We start from the raw sequence: 17,189 nt of genomic DNA on the forward strand, positions 1-17,189 counted from the left end.
CCAGAGTTGTTCAAAGTTTCAACTAACCGGGAGGGGTAGGACATGAGCACACCCACCGTCGACGTCCGCAGAGCCGAGGAGCGGTTCGCCACGAAGATCGACTGGCTGGACTCCAAGCACTCGTTCTCGTTCGGCCACCACCAGGACCACCGCAACGTCCACCACGGCGTGCTCCTGGTCAACAACGACGACATCGTCACGCCCGGCGCCGGGTTCGAGACCCACCCGCACCGCGACATGGAGATCGTGACCTGGGTGCTGCGCGGATCGCTGGTCCACCAGGACTCCGAGGGTCACTCGGGGGTCATCTACCCCGGCCTCGCCCAGCGCATGAGCGCGGGCACCGGCATCCTGCACTCCGAGAAGAACGACTCCTGGCGGCTCAACGGCGGCGAGGACCACCAGGAACCGGTCCACTTCGTTCAGATGTGGGTGGTCCCGGATGAGCCCGGCATCGCCCCCGGGTACGAACAGCTCGAAATCGACGACGAGCTCCTGCGCGGAGGCCTCGTCCCCGTCGCCTCCGGAATGCCGCGGCACGACGGCCGGTCCGCCATCCGCATCAAGAACAAGTACGCCGCGCTCCACGTCGCGCGCCTGAAGCCGGGCGAGAGCGTCGAGCTTCCCGAGGCGCCCTTCCTGCACCTGTTCGTCCCGCAGGGCAACGTCACCCTCGAAGGCGCCGGCCCGCTCGCCCAGGGCGACGCCGTCCGCTTCACCGCCACCGGCGGCCAGCGCGTCACCGCCACCGACCCCGCCGAAATCCTCCTCTGGGAGATGCACGCCACCATCGCCGCCTGATCGCCCGCCCACGCCGGTAGTGACCTTCGTGCCGGGCGAGTCGGCACCGGCCGGTGGAGAAGGATCCATCGGCGGCGAGTCCGGGGGTCGGTGGGCGGGGCTCCGACTCGGTTGGTCAGAAGTCATTGACGGGGCAAGCACCTCCGGGTAGGTTCACAGCTAATTAAAAGGAAAGCTTCCTAAAAGTAACGTCGCAACCGCGAGGTAGGAAGGTCGCCGCCGTGTCGCGATCCCCACCACTCCGCTCGTGACCGCCCCTCGGCCGGGAACGCCCGGCGATCGGCCGGCACCACCGCCTCTCGCTTCCGGAGGCACGCCGGCTCAGTAGATACGTCCACATCGACCCCCCTTTCGCATCCGCCCGATGGACGTGGAGCACACACATGAAACACAGGTTCGCCAAAGTCTTGATAGCAGCGGGCGCACTGCTTCTCCCGCTCAGCACAGCGGTGGCGTTCGGCCCCAGCGCCTCGGCCACGGTCACCGCCACGAGCCGCGTCGCCCTCGCAGCCCCGGCCTGGGCTCCGAACACGGCGTACACCGTAGGCCAACTGGTCTCCTACAACGGCGTTGACTACAAGTGCGTCCAGAGTCACACCTCCCTGGTCGGCTGGGAGCCGCCGAACGTGCCGGCGCTCTGGACGCCGGTGACCGGCGGCGGCGGTGACACCACCGCGCCCAGCGCGCCCGGCAACCTCCGCTCGACGGCGACCACCTCCTCCAGCGTCTCGCTGGCGTGGAACGCCTCCACCGACAACGTCGGCGTCACCGGCTACAACGTCTACCGGGGCACCACCCTGGTCACCACCGCCACCGGCACCACCTACACCGACAGCGGCCTGACGGCGAGCACGGCGTACTCCTACACGGTGAAGGCGCGCGACGCGGCCGGTAACCTCTCGGCCGCCAGCAACACGCTCAGCGTCACCACCCCGGGCGGCGGTGGCGGCGGTGACACCACCGCGCCGAGCACGCCCGGCAACCTGCGGTCCACGGCGACCACCTCCTCCAGCGTCTCGCTGGCGTGGAACGCCTCCACCGACAACGTCGGCGTCACCGGCTACAACGTCTACCGGGGCGGCACCCTGGTGACCACGGCCACCGGCACGACCTACACCGACAGTGGCCTCGCGGCCGGCACCGCCTACACCTACACCGTCCGCGCGCGTGACGCGGCCGGGAACCTGTCGGCCAACAGCAACCAGATCAGCGCCACCACCCAGAGCGGTGGCGGCGGTGGCGGCGGGAACAAGCTGCTCGGCTACTTCGTCGAGTGGGGCATCTACGGGCGCAACTACCACGTCAAGAACATCGAGACGAGCGGCTCGGCGTCCAAGCTCGGCTACATCAACTACGCCTTCGGCAACGTGACCAACGGCCAGTGCGCGATCGGCGACAGCTACGCCGACTACGACCGTGCCTACAGCGCCGCCGAGAGCGTGGACGGGGTCGCCGACACCTGGGACGCCGGCGCGCTGCGCGGCAGCTTCAACCAGCTGCGCAAGCTCAAGGCCAAGCACCCCGGCCTCAAGGTGATCTGGTCCTTCGGCGGCTGGACCTGGTCGGGCGGCTTCGCCCAGGCCGCGGCCAACCCGACGGCGTTCGCGAACTCCTGCTACAACCTGATCGAGGACCCGCGCTGGGCGGACGTGTTCGACGGCATCGACATCGACTGGGAGTACCCCAACGCCTGCGGCCTGACCTGTGACACCAGCGGGGCGGCCTCGTTCAAGAACCTGATGTCCGCGCTGCGCTCGCGCTTCGGCTCGAACTACCTGGTCACCGCGGCCATCACCGCCGACGGCACCTCGGGTGGCAAGATCGACGCCGCCGACTACGGAGGCGCCGCGCAGTACGTCGACTGGTACAACGTCATGACGTACGACTACTTCGGCGCCTGGGCGGCGGCCGGGCCGACCGCGCCGCACTCGCCGCTGAACTCCTACACCGGCATCCCGACCCCGGGCTTCTACTCCGACGCGGCGATCCAGAAGCTGAAGGGCAAGGGCGTCCCGTCCAGCAAGCTGCTCCTCGGCATCGGCTTCTACGGCCGAGGCTGGACCGGCGTCACGCAGAGCGCTCCGGGCGGCACGGCCTCCGGCGCGGCGCCGGGCACCTACGAGGCGGGCATCGAGGACTACAAGGTCCTGAAGACCAAGTGCCCCGCGACCGGCACCGTGGCGGGCACGGCCTACGCCTACTGCGGCAACCAGTGGTGGAGCTACGACACCCCGAGCACCATCGCGGGGAAGATGAGCTACGCCAAGAACCAGGGTCTCGGCGGCTCCTTCTTCTGGGAGCTCACCGGGGACACCACCGGCGGTGAGCTGATCACCGCCATGAAGAACGGGCTGGGCTAAGCGCGGCAGGAGGCCGGGGAGCGCGGGCACGGGCCCGCCTCCCCGGCCTTCGGCGTTCACGCAGTCACGCGGCCGCCTTGCCGATCAGGCCGGGCAGCTCCGCCAGCCGTACGTCCCGGCAGGCCGCCTCCACGAGCAGGCGCTCAAGGCCGCGAAGGTAGCCCTCCATGGCCTCGGGCGGGAGGAAGGCCGTGTCCGCGGTGAGCGAGATGCCGAGCCCGCCGGGCTCGTCGGTCACGTGCAGGCAGAACCGGCAGTTCAGCTGGTCGAGCTTGACCGGCCACGTGACGGTGGTCTCGTCCAGGAGGGCCCGCGTAGTGGCCTCGTCGTGCTCGACGGGGACGATGCGCGGCTGCTCCACGAACCGCTGGTCGTTGAAGCAGCAGTACGGATGGATCGTGGCGCCCCGGTCCCTGCTCGCGGACTCGACGACCCGCCGCAGCTCCAACGGGTCGAACCTCGTGTGCTTGTAGGCGCGCAGGGACGACACCCACGCCGAGCGCAGGAGGCCCTCGAACGTCTCCTCCCCGAGACCGAGGACGAACAGGCCGTCCTGCGCGAGCGGCGTGACCACATCCCGATCGCGAACGTGGAAGCGGTTGTTGACGACGGGCAGCATGGCGCACGTGCCGTGCCCGGTCACCTGCCCCACCATCGCGGCGGCGCCCGCCAGGAGCGCGGTCGTGCCGCTCACGCGGTGCCGTCCGGAGATCACCTGTACGGCGGTGTCCACGGCCCTGGACGTCATGGCCGCCCGCCAGAACCTCGGCGCCAGGGGCGGGCCCGCCGGAGTGTCGAACATCGAGGGCGGGATCCGGCGGTACTCCCGGTCCCAGAACGCCAGCGCGGCGGAGGAGACGCGCACGCCCGAGGGCGACAGCTGCTCGCGGGCGAGGTCGAGCGGCTGTCGCGGCGGCGGGCCCGGGACGGCGCCCCGGCGCAGGAGCAGCCGCAGATCCCGTACGACGACGTCGGCGCCGTGGCCGTCCGCGGCCAGGTGGCAGAAGACGAGCACCACGTACCGGACGTCGCCCTCGCAGGTCACGAGGCCGGCGCGCAGCGGCCATTCGGCGTAGTAGTCGAAGGTGGGTTCGGCGAGCCGGTCGCGAAGGTCCTCGGCCGCCCGCTTGAGGTCCGGGGCGGAGGACTCCACGACCTCGGCTTCCAGGATCCCGGAACGTCCCACGTCCTGGTGCACGTCCCCGTCGATCTCGCGGAGCCTCGTACGCAGGGACTCGTGCCGGGCGACCAGCCGCGCCAGCGCGTCCAGCACGTCCCGAGGCGGGCGCGGCGAGATCGCGACGACCCGGCCGAAGTTGAAGTAGTGGTCGCTCGGCATCGTGCGGCACATGGCCAGCCATATCGAACGCTGGCCCCAGGCGAGCGGGGCGGTCCCCGAGCGCTCGCCCTCGAACCCGAACTCCATCCTCATCCGCTCACCGGCCGTGCGGCCAGGGCGGCGAGGATGTGGCTGACCAGGGAGTCCAGGCCATCGAGGAAGTCGACGTCGCCGCCGAGGTCGATCTCCACGCCGAGCTCCTCCTCGATCGCGTCGAGGAGCCGCAGGGTCGTCAGCGAGGTCACGCCGAGCGCGGTGAACGAGCCGCCCGACCGGAGCACCTCCTCCGAGCTGATCTCCCCGTCCGAGGCGACCGCCACCATGCCGGCGACGCGCCGCCTCAGCTCCGCGCCGTCCGGGTCGTCCAGCGTCACGTCCGTCATGTCGCCTCCGCACGTACAAGCCTGATCGCGGCCACTACGCCGTCGATGGTGGGAGTGTCGAAGAAGACGTCCAGCTCGACGTCCACGCCGAGACGCTTACGGATGCGGCTCGCGATCTGCGTCACGGTCAGCGAGTGGCCGCCGAGGTCGAACAGGTCCTCGTCCGGGCCGATGCCGTCCATCTTCAGCACCTCCTCCCAGATGCGGGTCACCTCGCCGACCAGGGGATCCGCCGCCCCCGGTGGCGGGGAGACCTCCTCGGCCCGCGCGGGCGGATCGGGGAGGGCCGCGCGGTCGAGCTTGCGCGCCGGTGTCAGCGGAAGGCGATCGAGGGGGACGAAGACGCCCGGCACCATCACCCCCGGAAGGGCGCGCGCGAGATGCTCCCGCAGGCCTGCCGTCAACCCGACGCCCGGCTCGGACTTCGGCACGACGTAGGCGACGAGGCGCTGGTCCTCAGGGCGCAGGACCACGGCGGCCTCGGCCACCAGCGGATGCTCCAGCAGCCTGGCCTCGATCTCGCCCAGCTCCACCCGGTGCCCGCGGATCTTGACCTGGGTGTCGGCCCTGCCGAGGAACTCGACCTGCCCGTCAGGCCGCCTCCTGCCGAGGTCACCCGTACGGTACAGGCGCGAGCCCGACGGGCCGTACGGGTCCGCGAGGAAGCGCTCGGCCGTCAGCGCCGGCCGGTCCAGGTACCCGCGCGCCACACCCGCTCCCCCGACGCAGATCTCGCCCGGCACCCCGGCGGGCATGGGCGCCAGCCGCTCGTCGAGGAGGTGGATCCGGGTGTTGGCGAGCGGGACGCCGATCGTGACCTCCTCCGGCGCCTCGGGGATCTCGGCGATCGCCGACCACACCGTGGTCTCGGTCGGGCCGTAGACGTTCACCAGGCGGCCCACCCGTTCGCGCAGCTCCCGTGCCAGCGGCAGCGGCAGCGGTTCCCCTCCGGTGAGCGCCACCAGGCCCGGTGAGTCCAGGCCCGCGTCCAGCAGGAGCCGCCAGCTCGACGGGGTCGCCTGCACGTGGGAGACCGAACGATCCTCGATCAGCCGGCGCAGCGCGGCGCCGTCCCTCGTGCTCGCCTCCGGCACGACGACGACCCGGCCGCCCGTGATGAGCGGCAGCAGGAGCTCCAGCGCCGAGATGTCGAACGCCAGGGTGGTCAGCCCGAGCCACACGTCGCCGTCGCCGGCCCCGAGCTCGTCCCGCATCGCCAGCAGCAGGTTGGTCAGCGAGCGGTGCTCCACCTCGACGCCCTTGGGACGCCCGGTGGACCCGGAGGTGTAGATCACGTACGCGAGGTCCCCGGGTACCGGGGGGGCGAGCCGTACGGCCGTGCCGGGCCACGACGCCAGGTCGCCGAGCTCCAGCACCGGGACCGTACCCCCGGGGAGGTCCGGCACCCCGGTCACGCAGGGCGGGTCGGGAAGCCGCTCGCGCCCGAGGACCAGGGCGGCCCCCGCGTCCCGCAGGACGAAGGCGAGCCGCTCCTCGGGGTACCCCGGGTCGAGCGGGAGGTAGGCGCCGCCCGCCTTGAGCACGGCGAGCACGCCGGCGACCATCTCCGGCGAGCGTTCCAGGTGGACCGCGACCAGCGTGCCGGGTCCCGTCCCGCGCTCGCGCAGCAGTCCGGCGAGCCGGTCGGCCGCCGCGTCCAGCTCGGCGTAGGTCACCTCGCGCTCGCCGCACACGACGGCGACGGCGTCCGGGGTCGTCCGGGCACGCTCCTCGAACAGCTGGGTGACGGTGACGGCAGGAACGGGCCTGCTCGTGGCGTTCCACCCGTCCAGTGCCCGCCGCTCGTCCGGGGTCAGGATCGGCAGGTCGGCGAGGCGGAGGCCGGCGTCGGCCGCGACTCCGTCGATGAGGGTGCGGAGGTGCCCGGCGAGGGCCTCCACGGTGCGGGGCGCGACGGCGTCCGGGCTGAATTGGAAGCCCAGGGCGAGTCCCTCGGAGGAGTCGACGGCCTGGATGTGCAGGGTGTTGCGGGCCGCGCCGCTGAACATGGTCCGGTCGACGGTGACGTCGAGCGCGGGGAAGACGGGGTCGGGGTCGCGTTCGCGGTAGCTGAGCGAGATCGGGGCGAGCGCGGCGCGCGGCGAGATCCCGCCGGCGGCCAGGGTGAGGGGCACGCGGCGGAACCGGTACATCTGCCGCAGCTCATCGCGGACGCCCTGGGCGAATCCGGCGAACGTCATGTCGAGGCCGGGCCGGGTCACGACCGGGAGCTCGTTCACGAACAGGCCCACCTGGTCGCGCGACGCGGGGGTCCGGGTGGACACGTCGACCGCGACGACGACCTGCTCGTTGCCGTACCGGCGCAGCAGCGCGTGCAGGCAGGCGAGCAGGAACTCGAAGCCGGTCACCCCGAGGGACGTGGCGACGCGGGCGATGTCGTCCAGGACGACCTCGATCACCTGCCCCGGCTCCGCCGCCCGCACGGCCCGCGCGTGGCCGGGCAGGGTCGGCTGCGGCGGGTCGGTCCAGCGCCGCCGCCAGAAGGCGGCGGCCTCGTCGCGGAGCGCGGCGACCTCCTCGCGCTCCCGCTCGACGTGCTCGCCGTGCTCGCGGTGGGAGTACGCGGGTTCGGGCAGACCCGCGGGCGTGCCGGTGACGCGCTCCCGGTAGAAGGCGGCCAGGTCGCGTACCAGCACGTCCTTGGAGATTCCGTCGAAGACCAGGTGGTGGGCGGTGAAGACGACCTGGTGACGCACCGGGCTCAGGGTGAGGAGCGCGAACCCGGCCAGGGGCCCCCGTGCCAGGTCGAACGGCCGCTCGGTGTGCGCCCGTACGGCCCCGGAGGGATCCACACCGGACAGGTCTTCCAGCACGACGGACGGTGGGACGCCGGCGGGGACCAGGCGCAGTACCCCGTCCACCTCGGCCGGCACGGTGCCGAGCAGGGGGTGGCGGGCGAGGACGGCCTCGCACGCGCCGCGCATCGCCGGGATGTCGAGGCCGCCCTCGAACGTCAGTACCAGGGGCATGCGGTACGCGGCGCCGGCCGCGCCCGTCCGCTCGGTGATCCAGATGCCGTGCTGGGCCGGCGAGGCGGGGAGATGGGTGTCAAGGGGAGTCCGCTGCATCGTCGCCTTCCGGGGTAGCGAGGAGCGCACGCAGCTCGCGCTTGAGCACCTTCCCCGCGGTGTTCTTGGGCAGGGACGGGAGAACCGTCCATCGGGTCGGCAGTTCGTGGCCGGCGAGCCGGCCGGTGAGGAAGGCCCGCAGCTCCACGGGTGAGGTGTCGGCGCGGCAGACCAGGGCCGCGGCGACGGCGGAACCCATCACCGGATGCGGCACCCCGAACACGGCGGCCTCGACCACCGCCGGGTGCTCATGCAGCGCCGCCTCGACGCGCAGCGTCGAGACCTTGAACGCGCCGGACTTGACGATGTCGCTCTCCCTGTCGAGCAGGTAGAGGTACCCGTCCTCGTCGAGAAGGCCGATGTCGCCCATGCGCACCCATCCGTCGCGGAACACCGCGCCGGGGGCGTCGCGGTCGCGGTGGTAGCCACGCGGCGCCGCCGGTGAGCGCAGCCAGACCTCCCCGGCCGTGCCCGGCGGGACGGGGCCCTCGCCGTCAGAGATCATGAGTGCGCCGCCGGACGCCGGGCGGCCCACCGAGCCGGGGCGCTCTGGATCGAAGACCATGGTCGTCTGGGCGGGGGCGGCCTCGGTCGAGGTGTAGTAGTTCACGATCGTCGCCCGGGGGAACGCCGCCGTGAGCGCGACGGCGACGGACGGGGCCAGCGCGGCGGCGGTCGAGCCCAGCAGCAGCACGCTCGACAGGTCGTACTTCTCCGAGACCCCTGCGTTGAGCAGCTCGATGGCCATGGACGGCACGAGGAACACGGTGCCGGCCCGGTACGACTCGATGAGGCGGGCGAAGCGGGCGGCCGTGAAGCGCGGCAGGGTCAGCGCGCCCGGACGGGCGTCGAGCGCGTTGATCAGCATCGTCTGCGCCGCGTTGGTCCCGATCGGGAAGGCATGGAGGAAGTGCCGCGAGTGGGCCAGCGGACGATGGCGGGCGTCGCGCGAGCAGCCGAAGGTGAGGTTCGCGTGGCTCGCCACCACGCCCTTCGGCTCGCCGGTCGTGCCCGAGGTGTAGAGAATCTGAGCGGGGTCCCCGGGCCGGACGGGCACGACGGCGTCGAGGCGGGTGACCGCACCGTCCCGGGCCGCGAGTCCGTACAGCCCGGCCAGCTCCGTGAGGGTCGCGGTCCAGAGCTCTGAGGGCGGCACGGTCCTGCCGGCGCCGTGGACGGCGCAGGCGGCGGAGCTGTGCGCGAGGAGCCGGTGAAGCTCGGCGGGCGGCAGGCCTGCGGGCAGCGGCACGGCGACGCCCCCGGCCTTCTGCGCGGCGCAGTAGGCGACGGCGTAGTCGATCCACTCGTTCTCACCGAAGACCAGGGCGACCCGGTCCCCCGGCCGCAGCCCCCGTTCGAGCAGGCCCAGCGCCGCGGCGTCCGAGCGGCGGTCCCATTCGCCGAACGTCAGCGAGCCCACCCCGTGGACGGTGAGCGCGACCGCGCCGGGGTCGGCCGAGGCACGGGCGGACAGCAGGCCCGGGACCGTCAGCGTGGCCGACCGGCCGCGAGCCGAGCCCGGTTGTACGGCACGCACTGTGCACCTCCGACGAATGGGCGCGTGCGAAATGAACGGCGACACCCGGGCCGACGCGCCTGAATCGAAGAAACGACTGTTTCGCCTGTATGCAATGCTTAATTCCCCGAAGCGCCCGGCCAGTTGGAGCCCGAGGCGCACCCCGCGTTACGCCGTCTTTTCGGGTGGTGGAGAGACCTGGTTGGGAGCGGTCTCATATTGCTTCCCGCGCCGCCGCCCTGTCAAGGCCGGGCCGATAAGGGCGGCGGTTGACAATTCGCATTTCCCGTTCATAGCGTACGGTCCATTGATCAGTACCGCTATATGCGAGTTTCCTCGCGAAGCACCGTCGAGGCGATTCAGCCGCATATCCACCGACCCCGAGCCTCCTCAGCCGATGAGGAACCGGACCGCGTGAAAGACGGGTTCACCATGCCCGCACCATCGACGCCCGAGGGCCCCGGCGACGGCGTCTCCCTGTCACCCAACCTCCGGGCCCTGCTCGCACGACGGCTCGCCTACCGGCCGCCCCTCGCGGAAGGCGCCCGTAGCCCGGAAAGCGCCGGCAGCCCGCGGGACGCCACGCCGCCGATCGACGAGGCCCCGCTGTCGGCGGGCCAGGAACGGGTGTGGTTCCTCCAGCGATTCGACCCCTTTGACGCGTCCTTCAACATCTTCGTCACCGAGCGCCTGCGCGGCCCCCTGGACGCCGGCGCCCTCGGCCGCGCGCTGGACGCGATCGTCGCCCGGCACGGCACGCTTCGCACCCGCTTCCACGGCGAGGCACGTCCCGTCCAGCAGGTGATGCCCGCGACGCCGCTCACCGTCGAGCACCTGGACCTCTCGGCGCTCCCCTCCGCCGACCGCGAGGGGCGGGCGCTGGAGCTGGTGGCCGAGCGGACGAACAAGCCGTTCGACCTCGGCCGGGCGCCGCTGCTGCGGGTCTCGCTCATCCGCCTGTCCGCCCGGGAGCACGTGCTCTGCCTGGTCGTCCACCACATCGTGGCCGACGGATGGTCGCTCACCGTCCTCTACCGCGAGCTGGCCACGCTGTACGAGGCCTTCCGCGAGGGCGGGCCTTCACCCCTGCCGGAGCTCCCCCTCCAGTACACCGACCACGTGCGCGCTCCTCGGGACGACGAGGCGGCCGGCCTGGCGTACTGGAAGGAACGGCTCACGGACCTGCCCACACTGGATCTGCCGGCCGACCGGCCCCGGCCCGCGGTGCGGACCTCGCGCGGCGACGTCCACGTCCTGCGGGTCCCCCTGAAGGTGGCCGAGGGCGTCGAGCGGGTCGCACGCGCGCATCGCTGCACGCCGTTCATGACCCTGCTCGCCGCCTACGAGGTGCTGCTCTCCCGCCATACAGGCCAGGCCGACTTCGCCGTCGGGACCTCGATCGCCGGCCGCGCCGATCCGGACCTTGAGCCCTTGATCGGGTTCTTCTCCAGCACGCTGGTGCTCCGCGCCGACCTCGGCGGGGACCCGCCGTTCGCCGACCTCCTGCGCAGGGTGCGCAAGGACGCGCTGGGCGCCTACGGCCACCAGGCGGTGCCGTTCGAGCGGCTGCTGCTGGAGCTGCGGGTTCCCCGGGACCTCAGCCGCACCCCGCTGTTCCAGACGATGTTCATCCAGCAGAACCAGGCCGACGCCGGCCACGGACGGCTGGCGCTCGGCGACCTCGAGGTGGAGCCCTTCGACCCGGGTTTCCGGTACAGCAAGATGGACCTGTCGCTGGACGTCACCCGTGACGCCGAAGGCCTGTTCGTCGCTTTCACCTACAACACCGACCTGTTCGACGGCCCGGCCATCGCCCGCCTGGCGCGCCGCTACGAGGCGGTGCTGAGGTCGGTCGTGGCGGATCCCGCTCGGCGGGTCTCGGCGTTCCCGCCGCCGGACGAGCGCGAGGAGAGCACGCGCGCCTGACTACCAATCCTGGGAGATGCCCGACATCCGGCGGAGGTACTCGTCCTCGTCGATCTCCCCGGCGGCGTAGCGCCGCTTGAGGATCTCCCTCGGGTTGTCGGCGGCGGGCAGCTCCGCCGCACGCTTGGGGGGTGTCCAGGTGCGCACCAGCACGAGCAGGCAGGAAACGACGATGATCAGGCCGAAGAGCAACAGCACGGTTTTCACGCCAACCTCCAATTCCCTGCGGTCGCAGGGCCGTCACGGCGCTCCCGGACGCGCCGGGCGCGAGTAGCCCCGATACCCGGGTCGCGCACTCCCAGTCTCGCAGCTTCGAGGGCATGCGTCGCCGCCCGCCGGCGAGGACGACCGGTGACGCCAGGGGCGTGAGGCGGGGCGTCTTCGCGCGACAATCGGTGTGCGGAGCATGCACAATCGTCCCCGAACCTCAAAGCGAAGGCGGATCAGGATCGTGACGATCTCCATTCATCAGCAGATCGCCGAGGAGCTCGGCGTGCGCGAGCGCCAGGTGAAGGCGGCCGTCGAGCTGCTCGACGGCGGCGCCACCGTGCCGTTCATCGCTCGCTACCGCAAGGAAGCGACCGAGATGCTCGACGACGCGCAGCTGCGCACGCTCGAAGACCGGCTGCGCTACCTGCGCGAGCTGGAGGAGCGGCGCACGGCGATCCTGGAGTCGATCCGCTCCCAGGGCAAGCTCGACGAGGCGCTCGAAGCGCAGATCATGGCGGCCGACTCCAAGGCCCGCCTGGAGGACATCTACCTCCCGTACAAACCCAAGCGCCGCACCAAGGCGCAGATCGCCCGTGAGGCGGGGCTGGAGCCGCTCGCCGACGGGCTGCTCGCCGACCCCTCTGTCGATCCGCAGGCGGCCGCGGCGGCCTTCGTCGACGCCGAGAAGGGCGTCGCGGACGCCGCCGCCGCGCTTGAGGGCGCGCGGGCCATCCTGATCGAGCGCTTCGCCGAAGACGCCGACCTCATCGGCGGCCTGCGCGAGCAGATGTGGTCACGTGGCCGCCTGGTGGCGCGGGTCCGCGACGACAAGCAGGAGGCGGGCGCCAAGTTCTCCGACTACTTCGACTTCGCCGAGCCCTTCACCAAGCTGCCCTCGCACCGCATCCTGGCGATGTTCCGGGGGGAGAAGGAGGAGATCCTCACCCTCACGCTGGAGCCCGAGGAGTCCCCCGCCGAGGACGGCCCCAACACCTACGAGCAGCGCATCGCGCGGCGCTTCGACGTCGCCGACCGGGGCAGGCCCGCCGACCGCTGGCTGCTCGACACCGTGCGCTGGGCCTGGCGCACCCGCGTGCTCGTCCATCTCGGCATCGACCTGCGCATGCGCCTGTGGCAGGCCGCCGAGGAGGAGGCAGTGCGCGTGTTCGCCACCAACCTGCGCGACCTGCTGCTCGCCGCGCCCGCGGGCACCCGTCCGACCATGGGCCTCGACCCCGGCCTGCGTACGGGCGTGAAGGTGGCCGTCGTGGACGCGACCGGCAAGGTCGTCGCCACCGAGACGATCTACCCGCACGAGCCGAGGCGCCGCTGGGACGAGTCGATCGCCGTCCTCGCGCGGCTGGCCCGCGAGCACAGCGTCGAGCTGATCGCCATCGGCAACGGCACCGCCTCGCGCGAGACCGACAAGCTCGCCGGCGACCTCATCAAGCAGCAGCCCGACCTCAAGCTCACCAAGATCGTCGTATCGGAGGCCGGCGCGTCGGTCTACTCCGCCTCGGCCTTCGCCTCGCAGGAGCTTCCCGGCCTGGACGTGTCGCTGCGCGGCGCGGTGTCCATCGCCCGCAGGCTGCAGGACCCCCTGGCCGAGCTGGTCAAGATCGACCCCAAGTCGATCGGCGTCGGGCAGTACCAGCACGACCTCTCCGAGACCAAGCTCTCGCGCTCGCTCGACGCCGTGGTGGAAGACTGCGTTAACGCCGTCGGCGTGGACGTCAACACCGCCTCCGCGCCGCTGCTGACCCGCGTCTCGGGCATCGGCTCCGGGCTCGCCGAGAACATCGTGCTGCACCGCGACGCCAACGGGCCGTTCCGGTCGCGCCGCGCGCTCAAGGACGTGCCCCGGCTCGGGCCCAAGGCGTTCGAGCAGTGCGCCGGCTTTTTGCGCATCCCCGGCGGGGACGACCCCCTCGACTCCTCCAGCGTGCACCCGGAGGCGTACCCGGTGGTGCGGCGCATCATCAACGCCACCAGCGGCGACCTGAAGACCCTGATCGGCAACGGCGCGGTGCTGCGCTCGCTGAAGCCGGCCGACTTCGCCGACGACACCTTCGGCCTGCCGACCGTCACCGACATCCTCAAGGAGCTGGAGAAGCCCGGCCGCGACCCGCGTCCCGCCTTCAAGGCCGCGACCTTCAAGGAGGGCGTGGACAAGATCTCCGACCTCTCGCCCGGCATGCTGCTGGAGGGCGTGGTCACCAACGTCGCCGCCTTCGGCGCGTTCGTCGACGTGGGCGTCCACCAGGACGGCCTCGTCCACGTGTCGGCCATGTCCAGGACCTTCGTGAAGGACCCGCGCGAGGTCGTGAAGCCGGGCGACATCGTGCGGGTGAAGGTGCTCGACGTCGACATCCCCCGCAAGCGCATCTCCCTCACCCTGCGCCTCGACGACGAGGCGGCGAGCCGCACCGGCGACCAGGCCGAGGGCCGTGGCGGCGGCCGGCCCGCGGGCCGTACGGGAGGCCAGAGCGCACAGGCCGGGAGCGGCGACCGCGACCGCAGGGGCGGCAGGAATCCGGGGGCGGGCCAGCGCGGCGGAGGCCAGCCACGGCAGGACCGAGGCGCGTCGACCGGCGGCGGCGCCCTCGCCGAAGCCCTCCGCAAGGCCGGCCTCGACAAGGGCCTCAAGTAGTACTTCGGGGGGCTCAACGCGCCGTGGACAGCACCCCGGCTGGCCGAGCTCATGCGGCAGCTGCGGCAGCCGGGTGCTGCCCAACCCGAGTAGGTCCAGCCGTTCACTTCGACGGCCTCAACGCCCACTTTGATCTCGATAAGCTCACTACCGAGTACGCACGGCTGAGGCGCGCCACGTCGGATTCGCCGGCCGATCGTCCCGAAGGAGGCCGTCCATGACAGCGGCAGCTGATCGCCCCGTCATCTCACTGATGCTCGCCGTGCCCGACGCGGCCGAAGCCGCACGCTGGTACGCGCAGGCGCTCGGCGCCACCACGCTGTGGGACCTCGGCGGGGTCGTCGGGTTGACGGTCGGTGGAGCACCCTTCTTCCTCGGCGAGCCGGAGAAGAACGGCTGGGCCACCCCCACCGAGGCGGGCACGAGGACCGTGCGCGTCGAGGTGTTCGTCGACGATCCGGACGCCTTCATCGCGCGAGCCGTGGCCGCCGGAGCCGACGGCAGCGTCGATCAGATTCGCGACCACGAGATGCCGTGGGGCGTTCACCGCCAGGGCGGCTTCCTTGACCCGTTCGGTCACCTGTGGCTCGTCGGAGACAGGTCCCCGCTCACGGCCCACGAGGTGTGACCGCCGGCCCCTTCAGCGGGCTGGGAGAGCACGACACAGAGGATCACGAGAAGTAGCGGCGGGGGTTCTCCACCAGCATCTGGTGGAGCTGGGCGTCGGTGACGCCCTTCTCGCGGAGGGCGGGGAGCACGTCGTCGTGGATGTGGCCGTAGTGCCAGTTCGGGGCGGCCTGCTCCAGCGTGAGGTCCCACGCACCGCCCCAGTAGTCCATAAAGCAGGCGCTGTCGTGGCTGAGGACCATGCGGTCGGCGTACCCCCGCGCGCAGAGGCTCACGATCGTGTCCACGCGCGCCGGGGTCGGATTGTAGACGTCCAGCCCGAACCGGTCCATGCCGAGCGTCGCGCCCGTGTCGGCGAGGCGCATGAGGTGGTCCAGGTCGTTCGTGTCGCCCGAGTGGCCGAGGACGACCTTGGTCAGGTCGACGCCCATCTTGGCGAACAGGTCGACGGCGGCCAGCCCGGAGTGGGTGAACGCGTTGGTGTGGACGGTGATCGGCACGCCGGTCGCGAGATGCGCCTGGGCCACGGCCCGGCAGATGCGCTCGACCCCCGGGGTCAGGCCCCGGTGCTCGATCACGCACTTGAGGAGGGCGGCCTTCACTCCCGTGCCGGCGATGCCCTCGCCGATGTCCCTCACGAAGTCGTCGACCATGGGCTCGGGCACGTCCATCAGCAGCCCAGGGCCGCGATGCTCGTACTGGTGGGGCAGCTCGTCGAAGCAGTAGAGGCCGGTGGCCACGATGATGTCGAGCTCCGGCACCTGCTCGGCGATCCGCTGGATCCGCGGGATGTACCTGCCGAGCCCCCACACGGTGGGGTCGACGATGGCGCCGACGCCCCTGGCGGCGAGCGCGCGGAGCTTGGTGACCGCGTCCGCGACGCGGTGCTCCTCGTCCCACCAGGCGCCGATCCCGTAGTTGTCCACGTGCTCGGTGGCGAGGACGAACACATGCTCGTGCATCAACGTCTGCCCCAGATCGGCGACGTCTACAGGACCGCGAACCGTCTCAACCGTGGGCATATTGACCTCCGGTCTCATACCACCAGGCCGATCCCCGTACGGTAGGACCGCCCGGGCCCGGCGTCAACGGGCCTCGCCCGGAGGGGCTCCGGCAGGGTCCGCGAGGCCCGGGAGGTACCTGCGTTCGGACGGCGGCGAATCGAACGGATACCCTTCGGCTGTTCGCAAACCGTCAACCGCCCACGTAGGGGAACGTCATGACGCAGGCTCCCGTCAAGGTCACCGTCACCGGCGCCGCCGGCCAGATCGGCTACGCGCTGCTCTTCCGCATCGCCTCAGGCCACCTGCTCGGCCCGGACGTGCCGGTGCGGCTGAGCCTCCTGGAGATCCCGCAGGCCGTCAAGGCCGCCGAGGGCACCGCCATGGAGCTCGACGACTGCGCGTTCCCACTGCTCCAGGGCATCGACATCAGCGACGACGCCAACGCCGCCTTCGAAGGCACCAACATCGCGCTCCTGGTCGGCGCCCGCCCGCGCACGGCGGGCATGGAGCGGGGCGACCTGCTGCAGGCCAACGGCGGCATCTTCGGGCCGCAGGGCAAGGCGATCAACGACAACGCGGCCGACGACGTGCGCGTCCTGGTCGTGGGCAACCCGGCCAACACCAACGCGCTGATCGCGCAGTCGCACGCGCCCGACGTCCCCGCCGAGCGATTCACGGCGATGACCCGGCTCGACCACAACCGCGCGCTGTCCCAGCTCGCCGCCAAGCTGAACGTCCCGGTGACGGCCATCACCAAGATGACCATCTGGGGCAACCACTCCGCCACGCAGTACCCCGACCTCTACAACGCCGAGGTCAACGGCAAGATCGCCGCCGAGCAGGTGGACGAGGGGTGGCTGCGCGACACGTTCATCCCCACGGTGGCCAAGCGCGGCGCCGCGATCATCGAGGCGCGCGGCGCGTCCTCGGCCGCCTCGGCCGCGAACGCGGCCATCGACCACGTCCACGACTGGGTGAACGGCACCCCCGAGGGCGACTGGACCTCCGTGGCGCTCCCCTCGGACGGCTCGTACGGCGTGCCCGAGGGCCTGATCTCGTCGTTCCCCGCCGTCTCCCGCGGGGGCCGCTGGGAGATCGTCCAGGGCCTGTCGTTCAACCCGTTCTCCCGCGAGCGGATCGACGCCTCGACCGGCGAGCTCGGCGAGGAGCGCGACGCGGTCAGGCAGCTCGGGCTCATCTGAGCGCCCAGGCGCCGGGCCCCGGGATCTTTCCAGATCCCGGGGCGGCACGGCGTGAACCTCTTCGTCCTGACGGTGGTCTAAC

The 17,189-nt window shown here is 71.7% G+C and carries 12 protein-coding genes; 6 read left to right on the forward strand and 6 right to left on the reverse strand.

Annotated features, from left to right (window positions below; translation table 11 throughout):
• The first annotated feature begins 42 nt into the window (after positions 1–42).
• Both AB0O34_RS00480 and AB0O34_RS00485 read left to right on the forward strand, forming a co-directional pair.
• Positions 43–801, forward strand: a complete 759-nt coding sequence (locus AB0O34_RS00480; protein ID WP_363911001.1) for a pirin family protein — start codon at positions 43–45, stop codon at positions 799–801.
• A 383-nt stretch (positions 802–1,184) separates the two neighbouring features.
• On the forward strand, positions 1,185–3,161 hold the full coding sequence (locus AB0O34_RS00485) for a glycosyl hydrolase family 18 protein (RefSeq protein WP_363911003.1): 1,977 nt from the start codon (positions 1,185–1,187) through the stop codon (positions 3,159–3,161).
• Between the two features lie 64 nt (positions 3,162–3,225).
• Here the strand turns inward: AB0O34_RS00485 and AB0O34_RS00490 are convergent, their stop codons facing one another.
• From AB0O34_RS00490 to AB0O34_RS00505, 4 genes are read right to left on the reverse strand one after another with little or no spacing between them, the layout of a single operon-like run.
• Positions 3,226–4,593, reverse strand: coding sequence for a condensation domain-containing protein (locus AB0O34_RS00490; RefSeq protein WP_363911005.1), 1,368 nt, complete (start codon positions 4,591–4,593; stop codon positions 3,226–3,228).
• A complete protein-coding gene (locus AB0O34_RS00495; protein ID WP_363911007.1) occupies positions 4,590–4,883 on the reverse strand; it encodes a phosphopantetheine-binding protein in 294 nt (97 codons plus the stop codon). The genes AB0O34_RS00490 and AB0O34_RS00495 overlap by 4 nt, the downstream gene beginning before the upstream one ends.
• Positions 4,880–7,972, reverse strand: a complete 3,093-nt coding sequence (locus AB0O34_RS00500; RefSeq protein WP_363911009.1) for an amino acid adenylation domain-containing protein — start codon at positions 7,970–7,972, stop codon at positions 4,880–4,882. Before AB0O34_RS00500 ends, AB0O34_RS00495 begins: the two co-directional genes overlap by 4 nt.
• Entirely contained in the window at positions 7,953–9,509 is a 1,557-nt protein-coding gene (locus AB0O34_RS00505) for a class I adenylate-forming enzyme family protein (protein WP_363911011.1), read from the reverse strand. The genes AB0O34_RS00500 and AB0O34_RS00505 overlap by 20 nt, the downstream gene beginning before the upstream one ends.
• Before the next feature lie 393 nt (positions 9,510–9,902).
• Here AB0O34_RS00505 and AB0O34_RS00510 point away from each other — a divergent pair, with 393 nt between their 5' ends.
• Complete coding sequence (locus tag AB0O34_RS00510) at positions 9,903–11,414, forward strand: condensation domain-containing protein (RefSeq protein WP_363911013.1); 1,512 nt, start codon at positions 9,903–9,905, stop codon at positions 11,412–11,414.
• On the opposite strand, the gene AB0O34_RS00515 is transcribed toward AB0O34_RS00510, so the two are convergent.
• Positions 11,415–11,621, reverse strand: a complete 207-nt coding sequence (locus tag AB0O34_RS00515; RefSeq protein WP_363911015.1) for an SHOCT domain-containing protein — start codon at positions 11,619–11,621, stop codon at positions 11,415–11,417.
• Between the two features lie 244 nt (positions 11,622–11,865).
• Here AB0O34_RS00515 and AB0O34_RS00520 point away from each other — a divergent pair, with 244 nt between their 5' ends.
• Complete coding sequence (locus tag AB0O34_RS00520) at positions 11,866–14,274, forward strand: Tex family protein (RefSeq protein ID WP_363911017.1); 2,409 nt, start codon at positions 11,866–11,868, stop codon at positions 14,272–14,274.
• Positions 14,275–14,491: 217 nt separating this feature from the next.
• Positions 14,492–14,902, forward strand: coding sequence for a VOC family protein (locus tag AB0O34_RS00525; protein WP_363911019.1), 411 nt, complete (start codon positions 14,492–14,494; stop codon positions 14,900–14,902).
• Between the two features lie 43 nt (positions 14,903–14,945).
• Here the strand turns inward: AB0O34_RS00525 and AB0O34_RS00530 are convergent, their stop codons facing one another.
• Positions 14,946–15,923 carry a phosphotriesterase-related protein gene (locus AB0O34_RS00530; protein ID WP_363911021.1) on the reverse strand — a complete coding sequence of 326 codons (978 nt, stop codon included), beginning with the start codon at positions 15,921–15,923 and terminating at the stop codon, positions 14,946–14,948.
• A 197-nt stretch (positions 15,924–16,120) separates the two neighbouring features.
• Between AB0O34_RS00530 and AB0O34_RS00535 the strand changes: the two genes are divergently transcribed.
• On the forward strand, positions 16,121–17,107 hold the full coding sequence (locus AB0O34_RS00535) for a malate dehydrogenase (RefSeq protein ID WP_363911023.1): 987 nt from the start codon (positions 16,121–16,123) through the stop codon (positions 17,105–17,107).
• Positions 17,108–17,189 lie beyond the last annotated feature (82 nt).

Origin of the sequence: Sphaerisporangium sp. NPDC088356 (genome assembly GCF_040685555.1) — a bacterium.
Taxonomy (GTDB): domain Bacteria; phylum Actinomycetota; class Actinomycetes; order Streptosporangiales; family Streptosporangiaceae; genus Sphaerisporangium.

Excerpts from the sequence above, each read along its gene's own strand:
- AB0O34_RS00480 (WP_363911001.1), top strand. The coding sequence starts at position 43 with ATGAGCACACCCACCGTCGACGTCCGCAGAGCCGAGGAGCGGTTCGCC.
- AB0O34_RS00485 (WP_363911003.1), top strand. The coding sequence starts at position 1,185 with ATGAAACACAGGTTCGCCAAAGTCTTGATAGCAGCGGGCGCACTGCTT.
- AB0O34_RS00490 (WP_363911005.1), bottom strand. The coding sequence starts at position 4,593 with ATGAGGATGGAGTTCGGGTTCGAGGGCGAGCGCTCGGGGACCGCCCCG.
- AB0O34_RS00495 (WP_363911007.1), bottom strand. The coding sequence starts at position 4,883 with ATGACGGACGTGACGCTGGACGACCCGGACGGCGCGGAGCTGAGGCGG.
- AB0O34_RS00500 (WP_363911009.1), bottom strand. The coding sequence starts at position 7,972 with ATGCAGCGGACTCCCCTTGACACCCATCTCCCCGCCTCGCCGGCCCAG.
- AB0O34_RS00525 (WP_363911019.1), top strand. The coding sequence starts at position 14,492 with ATGACAGCGGCAGCTGATCGCCCCGTCATCTCACTGATGCTCGCCGTG.
- AB0O34_RS00530 (WP_363911021.1), bottom strand. The coding sequence starts at position 15,923 with ATGCCCACGGTTGAGACGGTTCGCGGTCCTGTAGACGTCGCCGATCTG.
- AB0O34_RS00535 (WP_363911023.1), top strand. The coding sequence starts at position 16,121 with ATGACGCAGGCTCCCGTCAAGGTCACCGTCACCGGCGCCGCCGGCCAG.